General features: G+C 37.9%; 26 protein-coding genes, 2 tRNA genes and 1 rRNA gene. 14 read left to right on the top strand and 15 right to left on the bottom strand.

Annotated elements, in window-relative coordinates; all coding sequences use genetic code 11:
• Positions 1 to 32: 32 nt before the first annotated feature.
• Positions 33 to 902 carry a diacylglycerol kinase family protein gene (locus I6E69_RS16210; protein WP_197121658.1) on the bottom strand — a complete coding sequence of 290 codons (870 nt, stop codon included), beginning with the start codon at positions 900 to 902 and terminating at the stop codon, positions 33 to 35.
• A 325-nt stretch (positions 903 to 1,227) separates the two neighbouring features.
• On the opposite strand from I6E69_RS16210, the gene I6E69_RS16205 reads away from it, so the two are divergent.
• From I6E69_RS16205 to I6E69_RS16190, 4 genes are all read left to right on the top strand, one after another.
• Entirely contained in the window at positions 1,228 to 1,368 is a 141-nt protein-coding gene (locus I6E69_RS16205) for a hypothetical protein (RefSeq protein ID WP_164487637.1), read from the top strand.
• Between the two features lie 218 nt (positions 1,369 to 1,586).
• Positions 1,587 to 1,677 (top strand) — tRNA-Ser (locus I6E69_RS16200).
• A 51-nt stretch (positions 1,678 to 1,728) separates the two neighbouring features.
• A tRNA-Ser gene (locus I6E69_RS16195) sits at positions 1,729 to 1,821 on the top strand.
• Between the two features lie 308 nt (positions 1,822 to 2,129).
• Complete coding sequence (locus I6E69_RS16190; protein ID WP_197121657.1) at positions 2,130 to 2,618, top strand: RNA-binding protein; 489 nt, start codon at positions 2,130 to 2,132, stop codon at positions 2,616 to 2,618.
• Here the strand turns inward: I6E69_RS16190 and I6E69_RS16185 are convergent.
• Together I6E69_RS16185 and I6E69_RS16180 are read right to left on the bottom strand one after the other, a co-directional pair.
• On the bottom strand, positions 2,602 to 3,726 hold the full coding sequence (locus tag I6E69_RS16185) for an aminotransferase class V-fold PLP-dependent enzyme (RefSeq protein ID WP_197121656.1): 1,125 nt from the start codon (positions 3,724 to 3,726) through the stop codon (positions 2,602 to 2,604). The genes I6E69_RS16190 and I6E69_RS16185 overlap by 17 nt on opposite strands.
• A 1-nt stretch (position 3,727) precedes the next feature.
• Positions 3,728 to 4,897, bottom strand: coding sequence for a monodechloroaminopyrrolnitrin synthase PrnB family protein (locus I6E69_RS16180; RefSeq protein ID WP_165744624.1), 1,170 nt, complete (start codon positions 4,895 to 4,897; stop codon positions 3,728 to 3,730).
• A gap of 136 nt (positions 4,898 to 5,033) precedes the next feature.
• On the opposite strand from I6E69_RS16180, the gene I6E69_RS16175 reads away from it, so the two are divergent.
• The 4 genes from I6E69_RS16175 to I6E69_RS16160 all read left to right on the top strand — a co-directional run bounded on the left by I6E69_RS16175 (position 5,034) and on the right by I6E69_RS16160 (position 10,799).
• On the top strand, positions 5,034 to 5,489 hold the full coding sequence (locus I6E69_RS16175; protein WP_024604725.1) for an Lrp/AsnC family transcriptional regulator: 456 nt from the start codon (positions 5,034 to 5,036) through the stop codon (positions 5,487 to 5,489).
• A 74-nt stretch (positions 5,490 to 5,563) separates the two neighbouring features.
• Positions 5,564 to 8,281: an ATP-binding protein gene (locus I6E69_RS16170; RefSeq protein WP_331459130.1), complete on the top strand. Its 2,718-nt coding sequence runs from the start codon at positions 5,564 to 5,566 to the stop codon at positions 8,279 to 8,281.
• Complete coding sequence (locus I6E69_RS16165) at positions 8,271 to 9,653, top strand: carboxylesterase (protein WP_197121655.1); 1,383 nt, start codon at positions 8,271 to 8,273, stop codon at positions 9,651 to 9,653. Before I6E69_RS16170 ends, I6E69_RS16165 begins: the two co-directional genes overlap by 11 nt.
• Before the next feature lie 6 nt (positions 9,654 to 9,659).
• Positions 9,660 to 10,799, top strand: coding sequence for a GNAT family N-acetyltransferase (locus I6E69_RS16160; protein ID WP_197121654.1), 1,140 nt, complete (start codon positions 9,660 to 9,662; stop codon positions 10,797 to 10,799).
• Here the strand turns inward: I6E69_RS16160 and I6E69_RS16155 are convergent.
• Positions 10,776 to 11,366 (bottom strand): DUF938 domain-containing protein, encoded by a 591-nt coding sequence (locus tag I6E69_RS16155; RefSeq protein WP_149601919.1) that lies wholly within the window; start codon positions 11,364 to 11,366, stop codon positions 10,776 to 10,778. The two genes, I6E69_RS16160 and I6E69_RS16155, sit on opposite strands and share 24 nt — an antisense overlap.
• A gap of 200 nt (positions 11,367 to 11,566) precedes the next feature.
• Here I6E69_RS16155 and I6E69_RS16150 point away from each other — a divergent pair, with 200 nt between their 5' ends.
• The 5 genes from I6E69_RS16150 (at position 11,567) to I6E69_RS16130 (ending at position 14,665) form a co-directional block, all read left to right on the top strand.
• Complete coding sequence (locus tag I6E69_RS16150) at positions 11,567 to 11,752, top strand: hypothetical protein (RefSeq protein WP_010554833.1); 186 nt, start codon at positions 11,567 to 11,569, stop codon at positions 11,750 to 11,752.
• 101 nt (positions 11,753 to 11,853) lie between these two features.
• Entirely contained in the window at positions 11,854 to 12,222 is a 369-nt protein-coding gene (locus I6E69_RS16145) for a hypothetical protein (RefSeq protein WP_231619805.1), read from the top strand.
• 11 nt (positions 12,223 to 12,233) lie between these two features.
• Complete coding sequence (locus tag I6E69_RS16140) at positions 12,234 to 13,610, top strand: aspartate ammonia-lyase (protein ID WP_197121653.1); 1,377 nt, start codon at positions 12,234 to 12,236, stop codon at positions 13,608 to 13,610.
• A 109-nt stretch (positions 13,611 to 13,719) separates the two neighbouring features.
• Positions 13,720 to 14,253 carry a hypothetical protein gene (locus I6E69_RS16135; protein ID WP_197099194.1) on the top strand — a complete coding sequence of 178 codons (534 nt, stop codon included), beginning with the start codon at positions 13,720 to 13,722 and terminating at the stop codon, positions 14,251 to 14,253.
• 10 nt (positions 14,254 to 14,263) lie between these two features.
• On the top strand, positions 14,264 to 14,665 hold the full coding sequence (locus tag I6E69_RS16130) for a hypothetical protein (RefSeq protein WP_004335077.1): 402 nt from the start codon (positions 14,264 to 14,266) through the stop codon (positions 14,663 to 14,665).
• A 29-nt stretch (positions 14,666 to 14,694) separates the two neighbouring features.
• On the opposite strand, the gene I6E69_RS16125 is transcribed toward I6E69_RS16130, so the two are convergent.
• The 8 genes from I6E69_RS16125 to I6E69_RS16090 form a co-directional block, all read right to left on the bottom strand.
• A complete protein-coding gene (locus tag I6E69_RS16125) occupies positions 14,695 to 14,880 on the bottom strand; it encodes a hypothetical protein (protein ID WP_193225444.1) in 186 nt (61 codons plus the stop codon).
• Positions 14,881 to 14,895: 15 nt separating this feature from the next.
• Positions 14,896 to 15,216: a hypothetical protein gene (locus I6E69_RS16120; protein ID WP_024597423.1), complete on the bottom strand. Its 321-nt coding sequence runs from the start codon at positions 15,214 to 15,216 to the stop codon at positions 14,896 to 14,898.
• Positions 15,213 to 15,851 carry a DUF4178 domain-containing protein gene (locus I6E69_RS16115; RefSeq protein WP_197121652.1) on the bottom strand — a complete coding sequence of 213 codons (639 nt, stop codon included), beginning with the start codon at positions 15,849 to 15,851 and terminating at the stop codon, positions 15,213 to 15,215. The genes I6E69_RS16120 and I6E69_RS16115 overlap by 4 nt, the downstream gene beginning before the upstream one ends.
• A 74-nt stretch (positions 15,852 to 15,925) precedes the next feature.
• A complete protein-coding gene (locus I6E69_RS16110; protein WP_004335088.1) occupies positions 15,926 to 16,618 on the bottom strand; it encodes a PspA/IM30 family protein in 693 nt (230 codons plus the stop codon).
• 24 nt (positions 16,619 to 16,642) lie between these two features.
• On the bottom strand, positions 16,643 to 17,056 hold the full coding sequence (locus I6E69_RS16105; protein WP_004335098.1) for a YjfI family protein: 414 nt from the start codon (positions 17,054 to 17,056) through the stop codon (positions 16,643 to 16,645).
• A gap of 79 nt (positions 17,057 to 17,135) precedes the next feature.
• Entirely contained in the window at positions 17,136 to 18,857 is a 1,722-nt protein-coding gene (locus tag I6E69_RS16100; RefSeq protein ID WP_197121651.1) for a polyamine aminopropyltransferase, read from the bottom strand.
• A 3-nt stretch (positions 18,858 to 18,860) separates the two neighbouring features.
• The gene (locus I6E69_RS16095) at positions 18,861 to 19,760 is read right to left on the bottom strand and encodes a DUF350 domain-containing protein (protein WP_024597420.1); all 900 of its coding nucleotides are present in this window, start codon (positions 19,758 to 19,760) and stop codon (positions 18,861 to 18,863) included.
• A 26-nt stretch (positions 19,761 to 19,786) separates the two neighbouring features.
• Positions 19,787 to 20,719 (bottom strand): CHAD domain-containing protein, encoded by a 933-nt coding sequence (locus I6E69_RS16090; RefSeq protein ID WP_197121650.1) that lies wholly within the window; start codon positions 20,717 to 20,719, stop codon positions 19,787 to 19,789.
• Between the two features lie 259 nt (positions 20,720 to 20,978).
• On the opposite strand from I6E69_RS16090, the gene I6E69_RS16085 reads away from it, so the two are divergent.
• On the top strand, positions 20,979 to 23,072 hold the full coding sequence (locus I6E69_RS16085; protein ID WP_197121649.1) for an EAL domain-containing protein: 2,094 nt from the start codon (positions 20,979 to 20,981) through the stop codon (positions 23,070 to 23,072).
• A 40-nt stretch (positions 23,073 to 23,112) separates the two neighbouring features.
• On the opposite strand, the gene I6E69_RS16080 is transcribed toward I6E69_RS16085, so the two are convergent.
• The 3 genes from I6E69_RS16080 to rrf form a co-directional block, all read right to left on the bottom strand.
• On the bottom strand, positions 23,113 to 23,574 hold the full coding sequence (locus I6E69_RS16080) for a hypothetical protein (RefSeq protein ID WP_024597417.1): 462 nt from the start codon (positions 23,572 to 23,574) through the stop codon (positions 23,113 to 23,115).
• Positions 23,574 to 24,767, bottom strand: coding sequence for an outer membrane beta-barrel protein (locus tag I6E69_RS16075; RefSeq protein ID WP_182672493.1), 1,194 nt, complete (start codon positions 24,765 to 24,767; stop codon positions 23,574 to 23,576). The genes I6E69_RS16080 and I6E69_RS16075 overlap by 1 nt, the downstream gene beginning before the upstream one ends.
• Before the next feature lie 468 nt (positions 24,768 to 25,235).
• Positions 25,236 to 25,350, bottom strand: a 5S ribosomal RNA gene (rrf, locus tag I6E69_RS16070).
• Between the last annotated feature and the right edge of the window lie 191 nt (positions 25,351 to 25,541).

Here is a 25,541-nt window from a genome sequence, read left to right as displayed (position 1 = left end):
TTATTAACGCAACTAACGCAAAAGCGCCTACTTTACTGTAGGCGCTTTTTTATTGGCATATGAAAAAGTAAGGCTTGTCCATGCACACTAACAACTGCAGGAGTTTTACCTACCAGTTCACCATCTGCTTCAATCAATAACCCTTCAGTTTTTATGGAAGCTGTATTTAAGCGACTGTAGTTAAGGTTTTTTATATACTCATGACGCTTAAAAAATAACTTAATAAAGCTTATTACATTATAAAAAAGCCCACCCGATCGCATTTGATAACACTCAAGCTGGCCATCAATTAAATCCGCTTTTGGCGCTATTTTTAGCCCGCCACCAAAGTACTTATGATTAGCAAATACAGTAATTAAATTTTGATACTGCCGAGCATCGTTATTAAACGTACCTTGTAACTGCTGAGCTTGATAATAAAATAGCTCTTTGATACTCGTCCAACTGTAATCAAAAGATGAAAAATTAGCTTTATCGTTAATAGTTTTAATCACATGAGCATCAAATCCTACCCCTGCAATATTAATAAAATAGCGGCTATTAATTTTTCCTATATCAATTGCTGTCGGTGTATTAAATAATGCCTTTCGCCAATCATCTGCTTTGCAATTAAACCCTCTGGAGAAATCGTTACCTGTACCGCAAGGTAATAATGCTAACGAACAGCTGCTCCCTATTAGCGCATTAACAGCCAAGTTCAATGTACCATCGCCACCTAGTGCAACTACTTTGGGAAATTTACTCAGTAACAACCTTATTTGAGCGCAGTCATCGTCAAAGCTTCCCGTTGTAGTAAATATACAATAAGAAAAGCTGCGTTTTTTACAGATGTTTTTAAGCCATGCCAATGATTTTTGGCTCTGTTTTTTGATACTTGGTTTAATAATTATTAGTAGTGACAAGCTTTTGTTTCCAGCAATGTATTTTAGAGTGAGATAACAAACGTTTAATTGAATTTTTTTAATCTGAATAAATAATCAAAAAACATTGTATAAAATGCATAAAAATAAATTAAAAAATCAAAAACCCCAACAGCAAAGGGGTTAAAACCAACTGCCATATAAATAGCTATGCAAAAACAGTAATGCAACTTACTGAATCGCATATTAATAAAATCAATTCAGATTAGTTTAACTAATCCCTCAGGCTCAATTTTTATCGTTGTATTTTTAATCAAACAACGTGCAAAATGCACGCGATTTCAACAGATACAACCGGAGCAAAATAATGAAACCAATTAATACATTAAATCAAACAGCAGTAGCGCAAGTAGCCGTTAAACCAACTAACCGTAAAGCAAGAATGTTAGCTAAACTTAACACGATTGGTAAAAGACTAGCACTTAGCGGTGCAGCTCAATATAAATAATCACCCAACCATGATTATTTTTCGGTGCAGCGAACACTCAACCACTAAATGAAGTCACTTATTTAGCTCCCATTGTTTGCTGCAACCTATTTATTTTATTAAAAATTGCCTTAATTTCCCCTTATTTACAAAAAAAACCTCATTTACGTATATTTTTTAGGCAAACAGTCATTTTGCTATTTACACAGCGGTATCACCTAAGTATTATTCTGCGTCACGGAGAGATGGCAGAGTGGTCGAATGCACCGGTCTTGAAAACCGGCATGGGTTTATAGCCCATCTAGGGTTCAAATCCCTATCTCTCCACCATATTTTAATTGGTGGCTTTTTTTACTCCATCAATACAACCGGTTATGCGTTGGAGAGGTGTCCGAGTGGCCGAAGGAGCTCCCCTGCTAAGGGAGTATAGAGTTTGTAGCTCTATCGAGGGTTCGAATCCCTCCCTCTCCACCATACTTAATTTAAACCACTTAATTGTGGTTTTTTTGTGCCCAAAATTTAACACCGATACTAAATTGGGAGGGTGAGAACCCTCGACAGGGTTCGACAAAATGTCTGGAACATTTTAGGCCGCTGCAAACGTCGCGCAGCGATTGATTACATGGATGTAAGCAAGTCTATCCCTCCCTCTGGACTATACTTAATTTAAACCACTTAATTGTGGTTTTTTTGTGCCTAAATTTTATAAAAATTAAACAAATTGTGCCTAGTAATAACTTAGGGCATTATTAACACAACTTTAGCCACTTTTAGGTTTAGCTATGATCCGGTTCATATTGCTATCATTTTGCGCGGCAGCACCATTTTTTACCTTGGCACAAAATACAACAGTGTATAAGTGTGTAATTAAGGGCGTTCCTACTTTTAGCCAAACGCCTTGCGCTAAAGATGCACAAGTTATTACTCTAAAAGATATAAATGTAATTGAAGCATATAAAAGCTCTACGCCCGGTAAAGGTATAACCGATACCTCTGTTGATGACTACTTAGAGGCTCAGCAAATAGAGCGTGAAATAAAGCGCCTTGAGCTATCTATTGAACAAAGCCAAAAAGAATACGCAGCTAAAAAACAACAAATAGATTATATGACCCAAGATAAGGCCAATCGTTTAGGCGCTTCGTCTATTGCTGATGCTATCGCAACTAAAACAAATTCATTAAAACAAGCCTACGACGCATCAATTAGTCAAACGCAGCAAAAAATAGAGTCATTAAAGCAAAGAAAGCAGCAGCTTAGCCAAAACCCTTAAGCGCTCGTTTTACTATAGAAATAAATTGCGCAACGTCTTCTTGAGTATTATAAATATGTGGCGATACTCGTATTCCAAATTTGCGAGCATCTACACTGACTTTCGCTTTATTAAGCTCTGTAAGTACATGGTCTTGCTGCTTGTTAAAAAACAAAATAACAGTCCCGCTGCATTTATCACCACTCATAGGTGATGCAACATATTCGCTTAGTTGCTCATGAATAAGCGTAAGCATCGCTAAGTTATGCACCCTTACCTTGTGAGCTGTTAGCTCTGCAAAGTAGGTAATACTATTTGCGGCAATAATATAAGGCGCTACAGAAGGGGTGCCACCCCAAAATTTAAGCGCACTGCTGTTATATTCAAAATTATTAATATCGAACTCAAATGGATTTTGATGCGAAAACCAACCCACATCTTTAGGCTCACAATACTCTATTTGATTTTTGTTAACCCATAAATAAGCTGCACCTGGGCCACCACATAACCATTTAACGCTCGAGCCAATCATAAAGTCCGCATCGAGCACGCTTAAATCAAGCGGTATAACACCCGCTGACTGAGCAACATCAACTATTGATAAACTATTGGTTAATTTACTTATAGCTACAATATCGTACACAGGCGCCTGTACACCTGTATTTGAATATACATGACTTATAAAAACTAAATCGATTTCGGCGGTTATATAACGCTGCCAAACACTAATATCAGTTAGGTTTTCGTGCTCAGGTATAAATATGATTTGCGCGCACTTTGGCAACGCTTTTTGCATTGCAAAACCCATACTCGGAAAATCACTTTGCGCCATAAGCACTTTACAATTTTTTTGCTGTAATCGAGGGTGCGACATAAGCAACTTTGTTAAGCCACTTGATAAATTAGCCTGAGGACAAAACTGCGAACTAGGCGCATTAAATAACTTACCAAGCGCGGTAGTAAATTGCTCAACTGCGGGCAGCCATTGTTGCCAAGGTTCTTTATTTGAGCTCTCCCACGGTAAAAAGTAGTGCTGTGCTAAATATTGCTGTGTACTTTTAAGAGGACGCCCTACCGAGTGGTTTAATAAATAACAGCCATCGGCCATACAAAAATCATTTTTAAGCATACTATTTAACCCATTCTTTAAGTGTATTTAGATCGTCAAAACGTGTTTTTATATCGTCGCGTTTGGCACTGGCTCGCCTATCTCTTAATTTTTCGAGCGAATCAAGTAACACATTAAGCGGCGGACCACTTGCTGTTACCTTGCTCATATGCTGCTGTTGCATATTTTTTGAGGGCTGAGCAATAAACTTTTCAACCAGTTGATTATGATGACCGACTGCGGTGTCGCCATGTAATTTACACACTTGGATAAATAACGTTGCGTGGCTTTTAAACCAATCTGTATTTTTATATGGCTCTGCTTGTAAAAAGTCATCCATAAAGCTTTGCATACGCATGGCTTCTCGCAGGATTTGTTGATCCTCTGGCATCATATATAAAAACTTATCCACCAGCATTTGCGAGTAACTAGGCTCGTTTGCACTACACAGCCCTAACAGCATATCAATCACGTTAATACCTGCAAAGTCACCAGCATTTGCCCCTCTGTAAACCTCTTTACCTACACGGTACGGTTTATAATAAGGGCGAACGCAGTTAAAAAAGCGATCTGTATCGAGCTCAGAATAAAGTGCATTGTTTGACTCAATTACATCTATAAGCGCTTGTTTAGCTACTTTTAATAACTCACCACACAAGGGATGTGAAATACCTAACGGCAATATTTTTAATAATGCATCACTTGCACGTTTATAGGCCAAAATGCCTTGAGTGTTATAATCAAGAAACAGCTTTTCATCAGGTAAATTGGTAAATCGTTTATAAATACCGTTAAGTGCTTTGTTATGAGTAGTTAAGTGGGCGGTAGCAAAACGAGGGGTTACGCCAATGGATGCGCCTATATGCATAGCAAGCGCTGAGGCTTCTATTAGCGGTGAAGTGGTTTCTCTGCTTGGCTCAGTAATTTCATGGCGCCTACACGCTGCCATAAATAATCCTACGTTACCGAGTAAGTCAAAAGCGCTATCAAAGCCTTGATCTGTGTTTCCCTCGGCTAATAAATTACTAATTAATGCGTTGCCTTCTTTTTCTAATTGTTGCTTTAAGGCCTCACCTATTCCTTCTACATTTGCTTTATCGGTTTGCTGCCAATAAAGCTGCTCTAATTCACTATTTAAAGTGACAAACTCTGTTCGTATCCAGTGATCGAAAATAGCGGTATGTGTGTTCATTGCTGCGCTCTATTATTTTTATAGTTAAATGCTAACAGAGTTCAATTAGGGTAAAGCGCCAAAAAAATTAGTAAAAACTGCAATACTTAGCAATAATCACTACAAATATGAAAATAATTAATAAAAGCCGACAACTATGTTAGATAAAAAAGATCAGCAATTACTCATTGCACTGCAAAGCCAAGCTCGTATGTCGGTTTCAGATTTAGCTGGCAGTATTAACCTATCGGATACGCCTTGTTTAAGGCGTATAAAAAAGTTAGAGCAAGAAAACATTATTACCGGCTACCACGCCGCCATAAATCCCAAAGCACTTAATCTTAATGTATTGGTATATGCGTTTGTACGATTAAGCCAAAACTCGGTCAGTGCTGCAGAGCAATTTGAGCAACATGTAGAAAAATTACCACATGTATTAGAGTGTTGTGTAATATCAGGAAGCTATGATTATTTATTAAAAATCATTGCACATGATCTTGAGAGCTACGAAACGTTTGTGAAACATCAACTAGGTGGCTTAAGTTGTATCGCAAATATAGAATCGACAGTTGTGCTTAAACAATCATTTAGCAAAAAACAGTTACCATTATAAAAATAACCAAAATAAATTACTGTTAGCTATACTAGTTATTTAAAGTGTAATAACAATAATTGCCAAGGACCTAAGTGAAAAATTTTAACTCAAAATATCACTCAAGTATTTTTTACATCATGTTTGCCTTGGCATATTTTTTAGTCGGCATAGCACTCACTAAACTTGCTTTTAACTCGCAAATAATTCCAATTTGGTTACCTGCCGGCATAGCTTTAGTTGGCTGTTATATTTGGTGGTGGCGCTTTATCCCGCCTCTATTTGTAGCTGCAATTGCATTTAATCTAAATATTTTTGATAACTCTGCCCACGAAATGGTACTTATTGGAAACTCATTTAACGAAGCTATGTATATTTCCTTGGGTGTGGTTATACAAGCCATGGTCGGCGCTGCTTTACTAAAATTTTGGCTTGGTCATCCACTACGCTTTAAGAATCGTAAAAACATTATTTACTTTATTATTGTAGTCGCTATTTTAAGTAACTTAATATCAGCAAATTTTGGTGTATTTGCCTTAAGCCAATTTAACCCGATTTACAGCATTGATAATCATTGGAAAAATGTTGTTTATTGGTGGCTGGGAGACACTCTTGGAGTACTCATTGCTACTCCACTTTTACTTTCTTTATTACCACAAAAATCAAACCAGTACTCTGTTTCAACCCTACCCACGCTTGCTGTGTGCAGTGTATTATTTGTATCTGTAGCAGTAACAACCCAGTTATACGATCAAGAAAATCGCACTAATACAATTAAAATAGCTGAAGGCGAAGTTCATGTAATAGAAAATAGCCTCTATAGATATATAAATAGAAGCCTTATAGCAGTACAGAGTTTGGCAAGTCAGGTGCAATCTTCTTCGACTTTAAGTCAACAAGATTTTTATAGCTACGCAAGTGAGCTACTTACTCAACATTCGTTTATAAAAGCGCTCTCTTGGAATGTCAAAATACCGCAAAGTCAACTCCGCAACTTCACACAAGAAATATCTGATATTTACCATTTAGACTACAACGTAAAAGGTGAGCCATTAGAAAAAGATGATCCCTTAGTGATTGTAAAGTACATAGCTCCTTTTAATGGTAATCAGAAAGCCATTGGCTTTAATGTATTTTCGAACCCAGATAGAAAGGCATCATTGCTCGATCCTTCAATTAGATACCAGCCTGTTGGTACTAAAATAATTCAGCTGGTGCAAACCAAAGAACCCAAGCCAGCTTATTTGTTATTTGCCCCTGTATACTCACAAAATAACGAAATAGACTCAGTTAAAGGTTATGCCACAGGTGTGTTTTTAGTAGACAACCTTATTGACCAAGCAATTTCAAAACAACAGTCAGAAATGTTTTCGATTAACATATATGAAGATGTAAACGACCCTCCTTTTTATAGCAATTCAAAGAATTTTAACCAAGCTATTGGCAGTCGTCTTATGAGCTTTAATATTGATTTTGGCGGACAGCAATGGATTGTAAAACTAGCCCTTCAAGAAGGATTTTTAGCACAACATAATAATCAACTTACGCTACTGCTACTTATATTGCAGGTGGCTGTGTGCTCGCTAATTTTGCTTATTTTATTATTATTTAATCAGCAACAAATCGCACTTACACGTCAAGTTGCAGAGCGTACTCACTCACTCGCACAAGCAAAGAAGCAGTCCGATTTAGCTAATCAGGCTAAAAGCCAATTTTTAGCGAATATGAGCCACGAAATACGCACACCATTAAACGCCGTTATTGGTTTTTCTTCACTTGCTCGAGAAACAGACAATGCAAATACACTCATTGGCTATTTAGATAAAATAAACTCAGCATCTAAAAGCTTATTAAACTTAGTTAATGACATTCTTGATATATCAAAAATAGAATCCCAAAAGTTAGTTATTGAATCTATTGCATTCGACTTAGGTGCTTTAATAACACGCATAAACAACATGTTTGAGCAAAGCGCCGTTAACAAAGGTATTAAATGGCAAGTTAATTCAAAGCTACCTGTTGATACCTGGTTTATTGGTGATCCTATGCGAATTGAGCAAATATTACTTAATTTATGTAGTAACGCGATTAAATTTACAAGCCAAGGCAGCGTTACTTTAAACATAGAAACAGAGTTTACTGCCGCCAATAAAGTACAGCTAGTTATAACCGTTAGTGATACCGGCATAGGTATAAAACCGAGCCAACATAAAAAATTATTTAACGCATTTACCCAAGCGGATAGTTCTACCTCAAGGCAGTTTGGTGGTACAGGCCTTGGCTTAACCATAGCGAAAGAGTTAAGCCAATTAATGGGGGCTGATATAACACTTAAAAGTGAAGTACATAAAGGCTCTACTTTTACATTTTCAATGCGATTAGAAACAACAGAACCTAAAAAAGAACATGTTATTACATTTGATAATACTAATATTACTTCGCTAGATATTTTGGTCGCAGAAGACAACCCGGTAAATCAAATGGTTATTAAAGCGATGCTTGGCTCGTTAGGAATTGTGCCGTATATAGTAGAAAATGGCGAACTGGCCGTTGATATAGTTAAAAAGCAGCACTTTGACTTAGTGCTTATGGATTGCCAAATGCCTGTAATGGATGGCTATAGGGCAACGGCACTGATCCGCCAGTTTAAAACTGAACAAGAGCTCCCGATTATTGCTTTAACTGCCGACGTTATGCCAGAGGATAAAGCACATGCACAAGCCGTTGGATTTAACCAGCACCTTGCAAAACCGCTTGAACTCATTAAGCTAACCGAGTGTCTTGTCCAATATGCAGAAGTTAATGAACAATAGTGGTTTAATTTTAAGAATAGTTTTAAGAGTTGGTTTTGTTTTAAGTGTTTTTTCGCATACAGCTATCGCTCAAAACTGTATCCCGCAGGCGAGCGACTTTAAATTTATAACAAAAAGTAAGCAACAAGGCTTATTACGCTTTGAAAAAGAGCACAACCACCAGCGCTTTAATTACCACGCACTTTTACCATTTAACGATTACTTAGATTTTGCATATAAACATATAAATAAAACCAATCCACGTGCAGATATGCCATGCCCTGTTATTACACAAACGTACCAGCAATTAGTAACACAAGGTACGCGAAAACCTGACCCTACTATTGCAGATATTATTGCCCCTTTTGAGCTTACGCATCCAAACAGCAATAAAGTTGCACTACTAATTCACGGGCTAACTGACTCACCCTTTACGTATCACGATTTAGCACAAGTGTATTATCAACAAGGCTATACTGTGCGTACTATTTTATTACCAGGACATGGAAGCGCCGCAAGTGCATTACTCAATGTAGAGGTTAGCCAATGGCAACAGGCAATAAAATACGGTATTAAACGCTCGGTGCAAGACTTTGATGAGGTGATACTCGCAGGTTACTCTACCGGTGCAGCGTTACTTATTGATTACGCAACCAAGCACACTGTTTCACCCAAAATTAAAGCGCTTATGCTTTATTCGCCAGGCTCCGAGCCACATAATAAGTACGGCTGGATAGCAAAGTGGATTGATGCCATACCCTTTGTTAATTGGATAGATAAAGACGCCGATGTAGACTTTGCTAAGTATGAATCATTTCCTTTAAATGCAGCTGCCGCGTCGTACTATGCTATGTCACTTGCAAGCGTAAGTAGCTTAAACAAACGCTCTGCACTTAAATTACCTATTTTTAGTGTACTTAGCGATATTGATACCACGATAGATACGCGTGCCACGCTAAAATTATTAAGTGCATTACACAAAGATAATTCAGTAAAATATAAGCCGCTCGATACTTTAGTACTTTATGGAAGCACTGATATTTTACCGCCAGACTTTGCTAGTGACTACACAGTAAATAACCCGCAATGCACATCGCCTCAGTGTAAAAAAGTTCATGGTATGTCGCATATTGCTATTGTTAACTCACCGCAAAATCCACATTATGGAATTAACGCAACCTATCGTAATTGTGGCAGCTTTATTAACGACGAGCCCCTGTATAAAACATGTAAAACAACAAAAAATCCACAACTAGGAGAGCGTACAAGCGCCAACTTAAAACACTATCCGGCTTTACAACGCTTAACTTATAATCCTCATTTTACCGAGCTTAAAAAGCAAATTAGTACGTTTATTAAAAACGTAGAACAGCTTAGAACAACTACAAGGTAAGTAGTCATGGGAACGTTTTCGCACCAATGGTTTAGCAGTATTAATGAGATTGATCAGGCGCAGTGGCAACGTTTATTTGGTGATGAACCATTTACTCAACATGCTTTTTTATATGCCCTTGAGCAAAGCCAATGCGTAACACAAAAAAGCGGTTGGCAGCCCCATCACCTCGCTATTTTTGAAGATGATACGCTCATTGCGCTTGCACCTGGGTATTTAAAAAGTCATTCATACGGCGAGTACGTATTTGACTGGGCATGGGCTGAGGCATACGAAAAACACGGTTTAGAATATTATCCCAAGTGGCTATCTGGCATTCCCTTTAGCCCTATTGAAGGCAAGCGTATTGCTATCGAGCACGCTAACCCAAATGCGGTGTATCAGTACATTACAGAGCAACTTAATATACACAGTGCTGAGCAAAGGTGGTCGGGGTGGCATGTTAATTTTTGCGACCAAGCCCAAGCAACATCATTAACTGAGCAACATGCCATGCTAAGAGTGGGTGTGCAATTTCAGTGGTTTAATAAAGGTTTTGAAACCTTTGACGATTTTTTGCAAATACTTAACTCACGAAAACGTAAATCCCTTAAAAAAGAGCGAGCTAAAATAGCGCAACAAAATATTGATATTGAATGGCTGCAAGGAACGCAAATTACGCCCGAGATAATGCAATTGTTTTGTGAGTTTTATCAGCGTACCTACTTAAAGCGATCTGGTCATTTGGGCTATTTAAATATGGAGTTTTTTACGCTTTTACATGCATTAATGGCTAATAACCTCGTTATTATGCTGGCCAAAAAAGACGACAACGTGATTGCTGCAACACTTAGTTTAGTAGGTGAGAATACGCTTTATGGGCGCTACTGGGGAGCAAGTGAGGAAGTAGATTCGCTTCACTTTGAGTTGTGCTATTACCAAGGTATTGAGTTTGCAATAAAGCATAAACTCAACTGTTTTCATTCGGGTGCACAAGGTGAGCACAAAATAGCACGCGGATTTGAACCCGTACTTACCTACTCTGCTCACCATATTGTTGATGGCGATTTCAGTAATGCAATAAGCGACTACTTAAAGCGTGAACGCGGCCATATTGATATATATAAAGAGCAATGTAGCTCATTACTGCCGTTTAAAAACGAGTAACTGATTATTTGCAGGCATGGCAGTATCGCTAATAAGCGTAAGCCCTGCTTGCTTAGCTAGTTGTTCAACTGCTTCAAAATCTCTTATTCCACTTAACGGATCGCGCTCTGTTAAAAAGGCACTAAAGTCATCATTACTTGGGCTGGTAAATTCACCTTGGTACTTAAATGGCCCATAAATACACAACATACCGTCGTTATTTAAGTGACGTTTAACACCGTCAAAAAAACGTTCAACTAATTGCCAACTTACAATATGAAATGTGTTTGCTGTATAAATAGCGTCAACCTTATCTACAGGCCATTCATTATTTAAATCAAGCTCAAGTGGTGCATGTAAATTAGTTAAATTAGCTTCGCGGTGCCATAAATTAATCCCTTCGTGGTTTATAGCACGATCACTTGTATGCCATTGTAAATGTGGTAATTGCTCTGCAAAAAACACACTATGCTGGCCGGTTCCTGATCCGACTTCGAGTACTGTTTTAGTATTTTTTAATACGTCCTTTAATTGCTCTAAAATAGGGGTTTTATTGTTTTCACAGGCTTGTGAAAATGGCTTTGTCATTACTGTGCACCAAAATTGTAGATTAATGCACAACAGTAAAGCAAATTTAGCTTATTTTGTCGTGATGAAAAAAAGGTAATTTTTAAATACTATAACTATCATATGGTTGAGCTGGCTCATTATGGTTGGTACGTAATATGCTTTTATATTGTTAACCCACTAAAGGGTTTAACTTATATTAAATTTCAAAGGATAAAATTATGCATATACCCCCTTATACCGCTGTAGACGCGGCCATTGCTATAACCGAAAAAACCACCGACGATCATAGTTACGCCGTTGATATGAGAGCTACAGTAATCGATTTACTTTCGCACCCTAAACATAATCAACAGGCGATGACAAAACATGAAACAGATCAGATATTTATTCTTGGCTACAATTAATACTCAAATTAGTATCGCAAATAATTTTTATAATAACTGTTTACACTGAAACCGATTAAATGTAATGATAACTATTATCGTTAACTTGAGTCGGTTTTTTTATGTCTTCAAATTATGCCCAGCATCGTTACCATCAAGAACTCTCTTGTCATTGCTTAAGACCTCCTGGCCTGCATGCACCCATGCTCGTTGCCGAATACATAGAAACCGCCCTTAACGTCGCCAAAAAATTTGAGCAACAACATAATCCCTTGCTTCAAGAGTTTTATCTTAGGCGCACACACCATGAAATTATGAACAAAATGTGCGACCCTCTTATACATAATGCTATTCGTAAACAATGTTTAGAGCAGCTATACAAACCATTATTAGCATTAAAACGGTTTTATAAGGTGCATAACAATACTGCACAATTTTTAATACTTGAGCGTGAAGCTCGTATTCTTAGTCACGAATTCAACCCTTTTTAAGGAGCACACTTATGAGCAACTTTAGAACAGAATCAGACAGCATGGGCGAGCTACAAGTACCTACTGATGCGCTCTATCAGGCGCAAACACAACGAGCAGTTAATAACTTTGCCATTAGTGGCTTATCTATGCCAAAGCAATTTATCACTGCACTGGCTTATATAAAACAAGCCGCTGCGCAAAGTAACTGCGAGCTTGGCCATTTAAGTAAAGACAAAGCAAATGCTATTGAGCAAGCTTGTCAAAGTATTATTGATGGCGAGCATGTTGAGCATTTCCCCGTTGATATTTTTCAAACCGGTTCGGGCACAAGCTCAAATATGAATGCCAACGAAGTTATTGCAACGCTTGCTAGCCGATTAGGCAGTGAAAGCATTCACCCTAATGATGATGTAAACATGGGGCAAAGCTCTAACGATGTAGTCCCTACTGCTATCGCACTCAGTAGCGCAATAAATGTAGTGTATGAATTACTTCCTTCGCTTGAAAACTTATCGCAAAGCCTAGAAAAGAAAAAAGCTGAAGTAGGCCATATAGTTAAAACGGGCCGTACGCATTTAATGGATGCAATGCCTGTAACATTTGATCAAACACTAAGTGCATGGCAGTCACAAGTTAATCATGCCGCAGCAGGAATTAGACATAGCCTAGAGCGTGTATGCGAACTTGCACAAGGCGGTACAGCTGTTGGAACAGGAATAAATGCAGACCCTAAGTTTGCAGCCAAATTTGCAGAAAACCTGAGTGCCAATGTAGGCATTAGATTTACGCCTAGTAGTAACTTTTTTTATAACATCGGCTCACAAGACGCCATAGTAGCGCTTTCGGGGCAATTAAAAGTACTCGCTGTAGCACAAATGAAAATAGCGAACGACCTACGTTGGATGAACTCAGGGCCACTTGCGGGCTTAGGCGAAATAGAGCTAGAAGCACTTCAACCGGGCTCGTCTATTATGCCAGGTAAAGTAAACCCAGTAATACCAGAAGCCGCAGCCATGGTAAGCGCACAAGTAATCGGTAACGACGCGACCATTACAGTAGCAGGCCAAGCGGGTAATTTTGAGCTAAACGTTATGCTGCCAGTCATTGCTTATAATATTTTGCAAAGCATAGAATTACTTGCCAATAGCGTACAAGCATTGGGCGATAAAGCCATTGCCAGCTTTAAAGTAAATCAGCCTAATATAGATAAAGCACTCGCTAAAAATCCAATTTTAGTGACTGCGCTCAATCCGGTGATCGGTTATGAAAAAGCAGCAAAAATAGCAAAGCAGGCCTATAAGGAAGCCCGCCCTATTATTGATGTAGCCGAACAAGAAACCGATTTACCACGCAGTGAACTCGAAAAGCTACTTAATCCCACCAAACTAACGCAGGGTGGACTTTAATAAACGATATTTTTCACGGCTTTAATTACTTGATAATATAGTTTTTATTGCCGTAAAAAATGCACCGTGTATGATAGTGATGAATATTTCATCACTATCAAGGTTTGTTATGCGTACCCCATTGTTAGCCATACTTTTACCACTTTGTTTAACTGCATGCTTAGATAAAACGCCAACTGAAACGCAGCAAGTAACAATAACCTCAGAAACTGAAGCGCCAAAGCAAGAGCTGCAAAAGCTAAAAGAAAACACTCAATTACAAGAAAATACAAAAAATAATGTAATTGCTGAAAGCGTTTCAATAAACGATTTAAAAAACGTTTCAATAGACGATATAAAAACAGCTAAAGCCGAATTAAATACGCTAATTACAGATACGCAATGTGATACAAGCACTCAATGCAGAATAAGTGCCGTAGGCAGTCGCGCGTGTGGCGGGCCAAGCAGCTTTATTGTGTACTCAACAAAATCAGCGTCTGAAAAACAAGTAGCAGCCCTTAGCGATAAAATTACTAAGCTTGAAAGTAGTTATAATTCACAAAAAGGGATGATGAGCATTTGTCAGCATTTAACAACGCCAAGCACGCAGTGTGTTGAAAATAAATGTGTTAAACTTGAAGGCTCAGCGGTAAGTGCATTTTAAGGATAACGTTATGAGTTGTTTACCATCGGCAATTAAACTATCAATTTTAAGCATTGCTAGCAGCATTTTATTACTAAGTGGTTGTGCTAGTACTGTGACGTCAAATGAGCAAAGTAAAAACTTGTCTGACTTAAACTATGATCTTAGTAACATGGTGAGTAATAACAGCTGCACCGCAAGCTTTCAGTGTAAAGTACTTGAAGTGGGCGCCCGCGCATGCGGCGGACCGAGTAAGTATGCTGTTTATTCAACGCTGAACACATCTCAAGAAGAAGCAGAACAGCTTGCTCAACAAATAACAAAACAAGAAAAAATACAAAATAAAGCACAAGGCTTAACCGATTGTTCTCCTGTACTTGAAGTGCAATCGCTGTGTATTAATCACCAATGCCAGTCGTTTGATATAAAATAAAAACGGTCGCGTATAATTTAATCTCAGCGTTAACTTAAATACGGAATTAACGCTGAAATTACAACCACCAGCACCACGCAAATACCCGCTTTTATAATGTATTTCATGGGCATTGTTTTAAGCACCCAATATGCATAAATAAAACGTACAAAATAACTCGCCGCAGTACCAAACAACGCAAAAATAAGTAGATAAGCAATTAGAGTAATATTCATAATAATCTAGTGCAACTACTTAGTTTTTTTAGTGTGAGCAATTAGTAAGTCAGCTACTTGTTGTTTTACGGCTCGCTTATCATCACTTGGGACATCAAAGCGACTGGCTAGTTGCGCAATCTCATCATCATTTAAATTAAACGATAAACGTTGACGCGTTTTTTTAGATTTTACATCTAAGCCAAGTATTTTACGGATCATATCTGACGGCGTTAACTCTTGGTCAATAGCTTGCTTTTTTATCAGCTTTTGAACTTCGCTGCTTAGATCAAATGCCATTTGTGTGGCACGTACAGCTTGTTCCTGACGCAACCACTTGTCTTTAGCATCACTCACTTAGCATCTCCAGGAAACAAGTCTACAATGTCTGACATTGGACGCATGAGCGTTAGCGATACTTCGGTTTCGCCGCCATCCCAAATTTCGATATTTAAACCAAAGCCTTCATTATCTGATGCTAAACAAATCATTTCACATGGCTCACCACCTTCTTGCTCATAGCGAGGCAATGTTTGGTTGCGGTAATCTTTATTATGGAAATAACACACATAAGGCGACTCGCTTTGTTGATAACTTTTAGCTAAAAACTGCATAAAGCGCTCTGGTGTATTTTGCACTGTAATGTGGGTTAACGACTCTTCATCAAAAATACGCGCAAACTCATCAAGGCCAAATATCTCTTCAACTTCGTTTCGCTGAATTTTAATAGAAAAGTTAGCCCACTGCTCGCCGTCATCTTGCTCAATTTGTAAAAATACAACTTGGCCGCTATTTGTCTCAAGTACAAATTCAGTATCGCTGCTGTGCTGATATTGGTAAGTCTGAATATCAGTAACACGTAGCGTTTCACCTTTTAACCATGCCGGATAAGCAAATGAGTCGATAACGCTAAACATGTCGCCTTTTTTAAGCTCGCTCGGATGATTAAGCTGACGCTCTGGCTCTTTTTTAGATTTGAAAAAATTAAACATAGGAGGGCTGCCTTCTAAGCAAAAAAGGTAACTGAGCAAAACTCGGTTACCTTTTTAAAGTATAAACGTAATGGTTAGCTATTTTGCTTCGCTTTGATGCGAGCTAAAATATCAGCACTTTTTGGACTTGTGTCGCCAATGCCTGCTTCAGCCATTTTTGCTTTTAAGTCATCGCCATTTACGTCTGACTCAAGTTGCTTTGCAGCACCTAGCTGGTCGCTACGATCTTGTTGACGCTGTTTAATGCGTTCAAGCGATTGACGAGCCGATGTCATAGACGAGCTGTTTGTATTAAGCGTGCTGTTAACAGCCATTGTTGCTTGCTGTACGCTTTCAGTGGTTTTAACCATTGTAAGCTGGCGCTGATTCTCTTTAATCGATTTTTCAGCATCTTTAACTTGCTGCTTAAGCGCAACAATATGGTTACTAAAGCCAGATAATACTTGCTCGTTTTCGGCTTTTTCAGCTTCAAAGTCACCAATTTTTTCTGCAATCTCTAATGCTAACGCTTCGTTGCCCTTTTCAAGAGCTTGGCCTGCATACGCTTCGTGTTCAGCGATTGATGCATCTACAGCGCTAATTTTACGCTTAGTTTGCATTTCTTTGGCCATTACTTCTGTAAGGCTTTTTTTAGCGCGGTGAAGTGCATTTTGCGCGTCTGCAATTTCTTGCTCAAAAATACGGATGCCATTTTTGTCTACAATTGCTTCGCCTGCTTCACGAGCGCCGCCACGTACTGCTGTAAATAATTTTTTTAAAATACTCATAATCTTAACTCCACTAACTGGCTATTAATCGTTTAAATACAAGGTCACGGCTTCTAGTGCATCGATAGCGTTATCGGCTAATGTCACTAGTTCGTGGGTAACGTCATCTAATGATGAATTTACCGACAGTGCACCAAAAATCGCGTATTTGTTATCGATTTTAGCAAATGCACTCAGTGGAATTGGCACGTTTAAACGTAGTAATGTTTCGTTTAACTCGTTGCGTAATTCACTCTTAACTTCATCTTCGTCAAACAAGTAGCTAATACATAACAACTGCTCTTGCGTTTGTGTAACAAAAATTGGAAGTTCATCATTTCCATCAACAATGACTTGTAAAACATCTTGCTCGCCTGGGTTGGCAATCAAGAAAGACTCAAAGTTAGCGCCTTCAGTTTCAAAAGAAGCTAATTTTATTGAAAGTTCATTTAATTCCATGTCTCTGCCTTTTGTCGTTTGACATATTATGTCTGAGTTAAGATTCTCATGGTCGACATATTATGTCAACCATGTTTTGTTAGTTTTTATACAATTCGCTTTCTATTTGCCATGCAGTTCGGTAGTAATCATAAAGCTGACCAGATCCTAACCTATTGACCTCAATACTTTTAACTTGTTCAAAGTAGTGGTTAGGAAATACAAAACTTGCCAATAAATATTCTTTACTAATCCATCTTGATGGCACAGGCATAGCCGTCGCATCATTAATACGGCCACTAGCCGACTGCCCCATTTTAGTGGCTATAGTCCAGCCCCACTGCCCAAACGAAGGTATGTTTTGCTGATACTGCTCAACATACTCAAACCCTGCGGCTTTAACTGTTTTAGCAATGCTTAAAAACGCTTTTTTAGCATGATAAGGTGAAGTTGATTGAACCGCCATTGCGCCATCGGGTGCTAATAACTGACGTACATGATTATAAAAGTAGTCACTGTACATTTTATTTAGATCAGGGTGATTTGGGTCCGGTAAATCAATTAAGATAGTGTCGAACTGCTTAGATTGATCAAGCAGCTTTTCAACTTCTAAAAATGCATCACCCACAATTATGTTGGCTCGCGAGTCTTGCATCGATTTATTGTTTAGCTGTAGTAATCGCTTATTGATGTGCTCTGGCGGGGTAAAGTCACCGTCTTTATGACCAAATAAATTGAGAAGCTGCGCGTCTAAATCTATTAGCGTTACTTCACTCACAGGCCATTTTAAAACATCCCTAAGTGCAAGCCCGTCACCACCACCAATTATTAATACACGGTCGTGCCTGTTAGAGGCAAGCATTGCAGGGTAAACCAGCATTGAATGATATATTTGTTCATCAATACTTGAGAACTGTAAACGCCCATTTAAATACAAATCGGTGATTGGCTGAGGTTGGTTTTTGCTTAATCTTTCGGTTAAAACTACGTGCTGGTATTTGGTTGCTTGCGAATAAATTACTTTATCTTTGTATAAAACATTACTTAGATTGTTCATCCAGCTACTGCCAAATACTAAAATAAAGACAAACAATGCCAGCAGTGCTATATGGCAAACTAAAAGTGCCTTAGCAAAGCGCACATGGGCATGGTAACGCCATAAAAAAGCGAGTCCTGCGATGATATTAAATAACGCCGTCCACGCCGCAGCTTGCATTATAGGCATTGAGAGCATGATACTTACCCAAATGGCGGCACCAATACCAGCACCAATATAATCGGCACCATAAATAGTCCCTGCGTTGTTTTCTAAAAAACGACCATAAACATGCTGACGAATACGCGCTATAAGCGGTATTTCCATACCAATAAATAAGCCCAGTATTAAACCAAAAACATAAGGTAGAAAACGTGACCACTCTTGTAGCTTTTGAAATACGTAACCATTAAGTACAACATCTGGGGGTAAATTAAAAATGCTCGAAAATAAATGAGGAAGAGAATAACTTACAGCTATTACACCCGCTATCGCTAAAATGCAGCCCATGCCAACCAAAGCAATAATGCTTTCTAGCCAAGCAAAAGCGGTAAATGCATCTTTAAACCAACGCGCTAAAAAAGCGCCTAAGCCCATTGCTACAATCATAGTACCGATCATAGCGTAAATAGCACTTTCTACTGAGCCAAGTACACGGCCCGCATAATGAGACAGTAAGTATTCATAAATAAGGCCGCACCCAGCAAGCACGGCCATAACAGTAATTAGTAATATATCGTGCCCAAGTAAGCGAGACTTACTTGGGGGAGTGTTGGTTGATGACACTGATTATGCGCCTAGTAAGGTTGCCATAGTGATACCTACAGCAAATGATACTGCTGCAGAAATAGCTGCTACACCTACATTTTTTTGACGATTAACTTCATCTGAAATATCGCAACCAGATAAAATTATTTTAATTGTCACTAAGTGCAAAATAATAAATGCGACAAGGCTCACAACAGCGCTAATAGCCCAGTATAGTAAACTCGCATTAATGTTATCAGCAGCGTATGGCGCAACACCCGTTGCAGCTGTAATAGCTAATGCACTACCTATTAAAAATCCAGCGTAACGAATACCCACAGCTAAGTTACCATCAACAATTGCTTGTTGTAGGCAGTCGCCACTTTTGTTTGTACGCTTAAATAACTGCACTCGGTACTGGCTAACAAGTAGTAATACAACACTACCTATAATAAAGGCAGCAATTACAATTGGAAGACCATGCCAGCCATCAGTAGCCACCCATAAAAGTGCTGAGCGAATAACTATTGCAACGCTAACAACATGACCAAAATCAATTATTGAAGCTGTAACGTTACCTTTAACTATTTCGTCGTGCAGGCTTACTTTACGAAGCGCTACTTTATCTTGAAAAAAGTGACCTAACTTAATAAGTACAATTGCTAATGCGCCGTAAGCTAACATTTGCAGTGCTTCTTGCTGCAGTGTTGCAGCAAAAGCACCACTACTTACACCTGTTAATACAATCGCCAGTGCCACTAAACCAGCGGCAAAGCTAATACCAAAAGCAAAGTTATCACGCTCTGTTATTTCATCATTTGCGTGTAAGTTTGAAACCCAGCCTTTTATATATTTTAGGCTTACAAATAATAAAACAATAATTGCAAAATCAATCGCCAATGCTTGTAGCGACCACATAGTTATTCCATTAAATTCATACATATTATTCTAACTCCAACTTTATTCTTTTACTTACCACGGCTCACGCCACGAGAGGTTCTGCTACCGCTATCACGCACCGATCCTGAGCTATTGCTATAACTGCTAGAACGTGAGTAACTACTGCGGCTTTTTGGTGGCGTATAACTACTACGGCTTAAACCGGATGCACCTGTTTTTTTACTCGCATAAGGGCTTGTAAACTGCTTACCTTGGCGTTGGTATGTTTGGCGCGTGCGTGTTTCTAGCGCGCTTTGGGTTTTAATTTGTTTAGGGCTTGAATAACGCGAACGGCCATAGTCATTGTAATAACTATACTTTCGGCGCTTGCTCCAACTACCATATTCAACACGGTCAAATACATCGCCTAAAATACGGTACATGCCGTACCATTGCCAAAAGCTAATACCATTACTATTTGTTTGCCAGTTACCATAGTTAGGGTTACCTACCATTTGGTTACCAACACCCTCACCTTCAGCTTGCTTACTAATTGCGCCTACACGCGCTAAAGTGCCTTTGGACATATCAGCTAGCATATTAATAGGATCGGTTAACGCATCAGAAAATAGCGTAGGTTTAGACGCATCACGCAACAAATCAATACTATGCAACGTATCTTCGTAAGGAGGAATTAAGTAAGTTCCTTTAATATCTTTAAGTCGCTGTGTTAAACCACTATAAAGTGCGCCTTGGCGCGTTGCATCAAGGGTAATTACATCAACAACTTTTGTAAGCTCTGGCTGTTGTTTTTTAAGGAGCTCGCCATATTCTTTAACTAATACAGCATTGCGCACACTCCCATTATCAAGCGCAGTACCAAGCTGTGACAGCTCTGTATCTGCTTTTTTAATAGACTCTTGAATTGTTTGTTGCAGCTGCTCTTCTTTAGATTGACAACCCATAAGCACTGCGAACAAACAAAACAGGCTTATAAGTTTCCAAGCTTTAATATTCGACATTCATGTCACCTGATTTACTAAATTAACTAAGGTAGTTTTACACAGGTCACTTATTAAACCAAGAATGAAATTGCAACAAAGTAAGTCAGTACAAAATTAAATAAACAGCTATATTTAGTATATGAATTTAAAAGCATTCTCAATGTTAGGCTTTTAGTGCTTCAAAGGGCGTAGTCAGTAACTTTTTTGTAATTATGGATTGCCTGATTACACAATAATAACTAAAACATAATTAAATGATGGTTAAGGGTTAGATTTGATGCTTCATAGTATTCGATATAAATTTATTATAATAACAACGGTTTTAATTATATTTAGCGCAAATTTAGTTTTTTTCCTCGCAATTAATGAACACGAAGATTTATATCGCCAATCTGTTAAACAAAACTTAGATGCAATGTCTTCAAATATTTCAGATAGATTATTACGTGTTATGTCTGAGCAAGTTGATTTGTTCTCTATAACCACCGAATTGCTCGGTTTTGATCGATATGAACACATTAAGTTTGTTAATGTATTTGACGCTGACTGGCAATTAATCCAATCGTATGTCCACCCTAACTATTTAGAACTTGAGAGCTTTAAGCCTGAACTTATAAGTATTCAACCAAAAGATTTACCTTATGCGGTTACAATAACCAATGAAGGGCTAGTGGCCTTAAAGGCAATTGGGGAGGAGCAGTTTCCTATTGGATATTTGCTCATTGTGCAAGACTTTAAAAAGCCATTGAATGAAAGTAAAATTAGCCTTTTTTATAGTGCAGCTCCATTTGTTGTTTTAATTATTGCACTCACCATTATTATTTCATTTTGGATATATCAGCGTTTATTAAGCCCACTTTTAGCGCTCTCGAAGTTCACACAGAAAGTTGAAAAATCAACAAATTATAAGCTTCAATACCAAGTCACTGGTCATGATGAAGTATCTCAACTTGGTAACGACATTAATGCATTACTACAAACAATTGACTCCCAAGTTCAAACCAATCATAAACACACCGCACAACTTTTAGTACAAACGCATTCAATGGAGCGCCTCGCCAACTACGATATATTGACAGGTTTACCTAATCGCATGTTTTTTATGGACCTACTCAAACTCGAACTAGCTAGTAGTAAAAGTAACGACCGAGACGTTGCGATTATGTTCTTTGATGTTGATAGTTTTAAAGGCGTTAACGACACCCTAGGCCATGAAACCGGAGATATGCTTTTACAAGCTGTGGCTAAAAAAGTGAAAAGTTATCTGCGTAGTAACGACATAATTGCACGCTTAGGCGGTGATGAGTTTTTAATTATGCTACCTAATATCACTGAGCAATCTATTGTTATAGATATTGCCGAAAGTATCATTGAGGGTATGAAAGAGCCATTCACTATAAATGAGTGGGACGTACCAGCGGGAATTAGTATTGGTATTGCGAGTGCCAAAGAAGCTGAATTTGATATAAATACATTTATCAGTAATGCCGATATTGCAATGTACACATCAAAAGAAAAAGGCAAAGGCGCATATACAATATTCCACCATAAAATGCTTGAAGATAACAAACGAAAAGTGCAAGTCGCTAACTTAATATCTCACGCAATAGCGCAAAATGAATTTGAGTTATTTTATCAGCTTAAAATGTCGAATACAGGCGAAGCTCAAGGCTTAGAAGCCTTAATAAGATGGCAAAGCAAAGAGCTAGGCTTTGTTTCTCCTGGTGAGTTTATACCTATAGCGGAACAAGCAGGTAAAATAAAAGCGATTACTCAATGGGTGATCACACAAGTATTTAAAGATATGCAAATGCTAAAACAACTTATGGGGAATAATGTACTCGTCTCCATGAATCTTTCAAGCCATGACTTAAAAGATCATAACTTCATTCATACTGTAAAAAGTAAACTACTTGAACATAGCGTCGATATTTCAAATATTCAGTTTGAAATAACAGAATCTAGCTATTTAGAAAATTTTGAAAACGCGAATCAATTTTTTAATCAAGTTAAAGTTATGGGAGGCTCAATTGCATTAGATGACTTTGGCACAGGTTACTCTTCATTGAGTTACCTTACTAAAATTGAAATTGATACATTAAAAATAGATCGAATGTTTGTAAATCAATATGCAAGCTCAGCAAAAGACACTGCAGTATTACAAGCAATACTCGATTTAGGCCAACGCCTTGGTTTAAAAATATGTAGCGAAGGAATTGAAACAACCGACCAAGCTAACTACCTAGTATCAAATGGTAGTGATGAAATGCAGGGCTATTACTTTGCAAAACCAGTGTGCATTGCACAACTACCACACGCAATTGAACGAGCGAAAATATTATTTAAAGAACTAACAATAACTTCAAAATAACTCAGTGCAATTGATTTTTTACTAAGCAAACGGCTTACTTTTAATTTAGTGCAATTATGGTGAGCTCTTTAGGTATAGTAATTCCTGCTGGAAGGTAAGCTACTGAGTCTTCAACGGTTAGTAAGTACTCTATAACCTCTTCTGTAGACTCAAATTCAACAGGGGGCTTGCTGCGCCCCGTGAATCGCATTTGGGCCCAATAAGCTTGTATTCTAGATTCAGTAAGACCTACCATCCTAGTGTTAAAATTTATTCTAAGCGGATTGCCGACAAATAGGTTAACTGCTTTAAATTGTCTGCTCATAGCTCCGCCCATATAAATATGGCGAATTTGTTGCTTACTAAAAGATAAGTTTTTATCTGTGGTATTTACTACAATAATGACATTCGAGGGGTTTGTATTTTCTGCATAAACTGAAATGCTAAAACCAAATAGGCTACTAGCGACTACAAAGAGCATCATTATTTTTTTAATGTTATTAATAGGTTTAAAAAATATCATTAAAACACCCAATCCAAACCAATAAGATAAAGATTAGTTTTTTTATCAAAATCAGAGTCATCAGGAGTAACGAAAAACGAGTCTTTTACATCGTCGCCTTCTAGGGTTGAAAACTCAGCTTTTAAGGCAAGGTTTGGCAACACATCCCAGCGTACACCAACCGTCCAACTCTTAATTGAATCAGGCGTAGATTCATCAAAAATACGATTGTACCCATATGCAAGTTGATCTAAGTCGCTATTAATACCTAACGGAATTTCATTTTCAGCAGAACGAGTTTCTACGTCGCTATCTGCAAATGTTAAGTGGTAAGTAAAAGGAGCATGATTAACGCCGGCAGTTAAATAATAGCTTTGAATTATAGGCACTATCCCTAAATCAGTTTTAATGCGGACCCATTCACCTCTAAAAAAATAATCTAAATTGTCGTAAATTACGCCAAATTGGTCTGCATGTGCTCTACCTTTTGTTTTTACCGAGCTGGCGCTTTTTGTAAAATTAAGGCTATTAAGCACATTTTCTAGCTGTCTTATCTCATCAATATCAAGCTTGATATTCCCATTATAACGGGAAACTCTAAATTCTAAGTTTTCAATATTAATCTTACCAATGAACCCTAAAAGGTTATCAACTTCAAAGCCCGTTCTTAAGGCGCCAATCCCTATATCACCCGACTCTTCACCATAGTAACCTTCAAAGCTCAAATCAAAGTTTTCTGCACCAAATTTATAAACAGCATCTATGCCATTAAATGTTTTAAATAAATAAGTATCGTAGACCTGTTGAGGTGGATTGATCCATGGGTACGCAAAACCAACATCCGAAAAGTCACTCATAGTAAAAAAAGGTGTGCGTAATTTTCCGAGTTTTATCTGAATATTGTCAGTTGGCCTATATGTTAAATATAACCACTCTAACCCTGAGTTATCAGAAGCTGTTGTGTTATTACTTCTTAGCAAAACTTGGGCTGTTGCAGACCACTTATCATCAAATTGATACTCGCCTTGGAATCCAATTAAACTAGATGGAGAAAATTTAATACTGTCTTCATATCCCTTAAATTCGACATTTTTTTCGTCTAAGTAACCACCAATAACTCGAGCATAACCAGAAAATTCTAACTCATTAGAAAAAGCTGAAAAATGAGTAAGCATAGTGGTAAAAAGTAAGCACCAAGATATTTTATATCGCATCAGAGAAAATTAAATCCTTTGTTGAATTATGCAAAGTACAATGAAGATTAATTATGCTAACAAGGAAATAATTCACCAGTTCGGATAATCAATTATTTAATTATTTTAAGTAGCGCTCTTTACCGCGACCTAGGATTAATGATTATAGTCAATGAACTACATGTTGGCACAATATATGTGCTCTATAAGAGTATTAAGTACCTAGGTAACACTGTTTTTACCTCAATCCCATTCAGTATTATTGTGATAGAGCTTAACTATATTTATATAGATACTTATCAACTAAGTAGGGGATCAAACTGATTCTTAATTTATCTCGTTCACCAAGATTGAGTACTTAATATAAGTGTTTGGTAGGATGTAAATTAGCTAAATTATAATGCGATATGTGAGTAATTCACCACATTTCACTTTTCTGCAGACGTAAAAAAGCCCGACTATTTCTAGTCGGGCTTTCTACAATTTGAAGCCTGGTAATGTCCTACTTTCACATAGCAAATGCTACACTATCATCGGCGCTGTTTCGTTTCACTACTGAGTTCGGCATGGAATCAGGTGGGTCCAAAACGCTATTGTCACCAAGCAAATTTGGGCGTTAATTCGTATTTCTACGCACTAACTGAATTTGGAAAATATCTGATAATATTTTTTAAGTCTTTCTAAGTAATTTCTACTTTAGTTATATTAACTTCTGTCTAAACTGTCGCATAAAACGCGTTTGGCGTTGTATGGTTAAGCCTCACGGGTAATTAGTACAAGTTAGCTTAATGGCTC

Source organism: Pseudoalteromonas sp. NZS100, from assembly GCF_015864815.1.
Lineage (GTDB): Bacteria > Pseudomonadota > Gammaproteobacteria > Enterobacterales > Alteromonadaceae > Pseudoalteromonas > Pseudoalteromonas distincta.
Note: the sequence above shows the minus strand (reverse complement) of the source record. Positions and strands in the feature narration are given on the sequence as shown.

Excerpts from the sequence above, each read along its gene's own strand:
- I6E69_RS16185 (WP_197121656.1), bottom strand. The coding sequence starts at position 3,726 with ATGCTTAAAAATGATTTTTGTATGGCCGATGGCTGTTATTTATTAAAC.
- I6E69_RS16160 (WP_197121654.1), top strand. The coding sequence starts at position 9,660 with ATGGGAACGTTTTCGCACCAATGGTTTAGCAGTATTAATGAGATTGAT.
- I6E69_RS16085 (WP_197121649.1), top strand. The coding sequence starts at position 20,979 with ATGCTTCATAGTATTCGATATAAATTTATTATAATAACAACGGTTTTA.
- I6E69_RS16175 (WP_024604725.1), top strand. The coding sequence starts at position 5,034 with ATGTTAGATAAAAAAGATCAGCAATTACTCATTGCACTGCAAAGCCAA.
- I6E69_RS16150 (WP_010554833.1), top strand. The coding sequence starts at position 11,567 with ATGCATATACCCCCTTATACCGCTGTAGACGCGGCCATTGCTATAACC.
- I6E69_RS16155 (WP_149601919.1), bottom strand. The coding sequence starts at position 11,366 with ATGACAAAGCCATTTTCACAAGCCTGTGAAAACAATAAAACCCCTATT.
- I6E69_RS16125 (WP_193225444.1), bottom strand. The coding sequence starts at position 14,880 with ATGAATATTACTCTAATTGCTTATCTACTTATTTTTGCGTTGTTTGGT.
- I6E69_RS16205 (WP_164487637.1), top strand. The coding sequence starts at position 1,228 with ATGAAACCAATTAATACATTAAATCAAACAGCAGTAGCGCAAGTAGCC.
- I6E69_RS16190 (WP_197121657.1), top strand. The coding sequence starts at position 2,130 with ATGATCCGGTTCATATTGCTATCATTTTGCGCGGCAGCACCATTTTTT.
- I6E69_RS16105 (WP_004335098.1), bottom strand. The coding sequence starts at position 17,056 with ATGGAATTAAATGAACTTTCAATAAAATTAGCTTCTTTTGAAACTGAA.
- I6E69_RS16075 (WP_182672493.1), bottom strand. The coding sequence starts at position 24,767 with ATGCGATATAAAATATCTTGGTGCTTACTTTTTACCACTATGCTTACT.
- I6E69_RS16180 (WP_165744624.1), bottom strand. The coding sequence starts at position 4,897 with ATGAACACACATACCGCTATTTTCGATCACTGGATACGAACAGAGTTT.
- I6E69_RS16140 (WP_197121653.1), top strand. The coding sequence starts at position 12,234 with ATGAGCAACTTTAGAACAGAATCAGACAGCATGGGCGAGCTACAAGTA.
- I6E69_RS16095 (WP_024597420.1), bottom strand. The coding sequence starts at position 19,760 with ATGTATGAATTTAATGGAATAACTATGTGGTCGCTACAAGCATTGGCG.
- I6E69_RS16115 (WP_197121652.1), bottom strand. The coding sequence starts at position 15,851 with ATGTTTAATTTTTTCAAATCTAAAAAAGAGCCAGAGCGTCAGCTTAAT.
- I6E69_RS16110 (WP_004335088.1), bottom strand. The coding sequence starts at position 16,618 with ATGAGTATTTTAAAAAAATTATTTACAGCAGTACGTGGCGGCGCTCGT.
- I6E69_RS16145 (WP_231619805.1), top strand. The coding sequence starts at position 11,854 with ATGTCTTCAAATTATGCCCAGCATCGTTACCATCAAGAACTCTCTTGT.
- I6E69_RS16165 (WP_197121655.1), top strand. The coding sequence starts at position 8,271 with ATGAACAATAGTGGTTTAATTTTAAGAATAGTTTTAAGAGTTGGTTTT.
- I6E69_RS16090 (WP_197121650.1), bottom strand. The coding sequence starts at position 20,719 with ATGTCGAATATTAAAGCTTGGAAACTTATAAGCCTGTTTTGTTTGTTC.
- I6E69_RS16135 (WP_197099194.1), top strand. The coding sequence starts at position 13,720 with ATGCGTACCCCATTGTTAGCCATACTTTTACCACTTTGTTTAACTGCA.
- I6E69_RS16130 (WP_004335077.1), top strand. The coding sequence starts at position 14,264 with ATGAGTTGTTTACCATCGGCAATTAAACTATCAATTTTAAGCATTGCT.
- I6E69_RS16080 (WP_024597417.1), bottom strand. The coding sequence starts at position 23,574 with ATGATATTTTTTAAACCTATTAATAACATTAAAAAAATAATGATGCTC.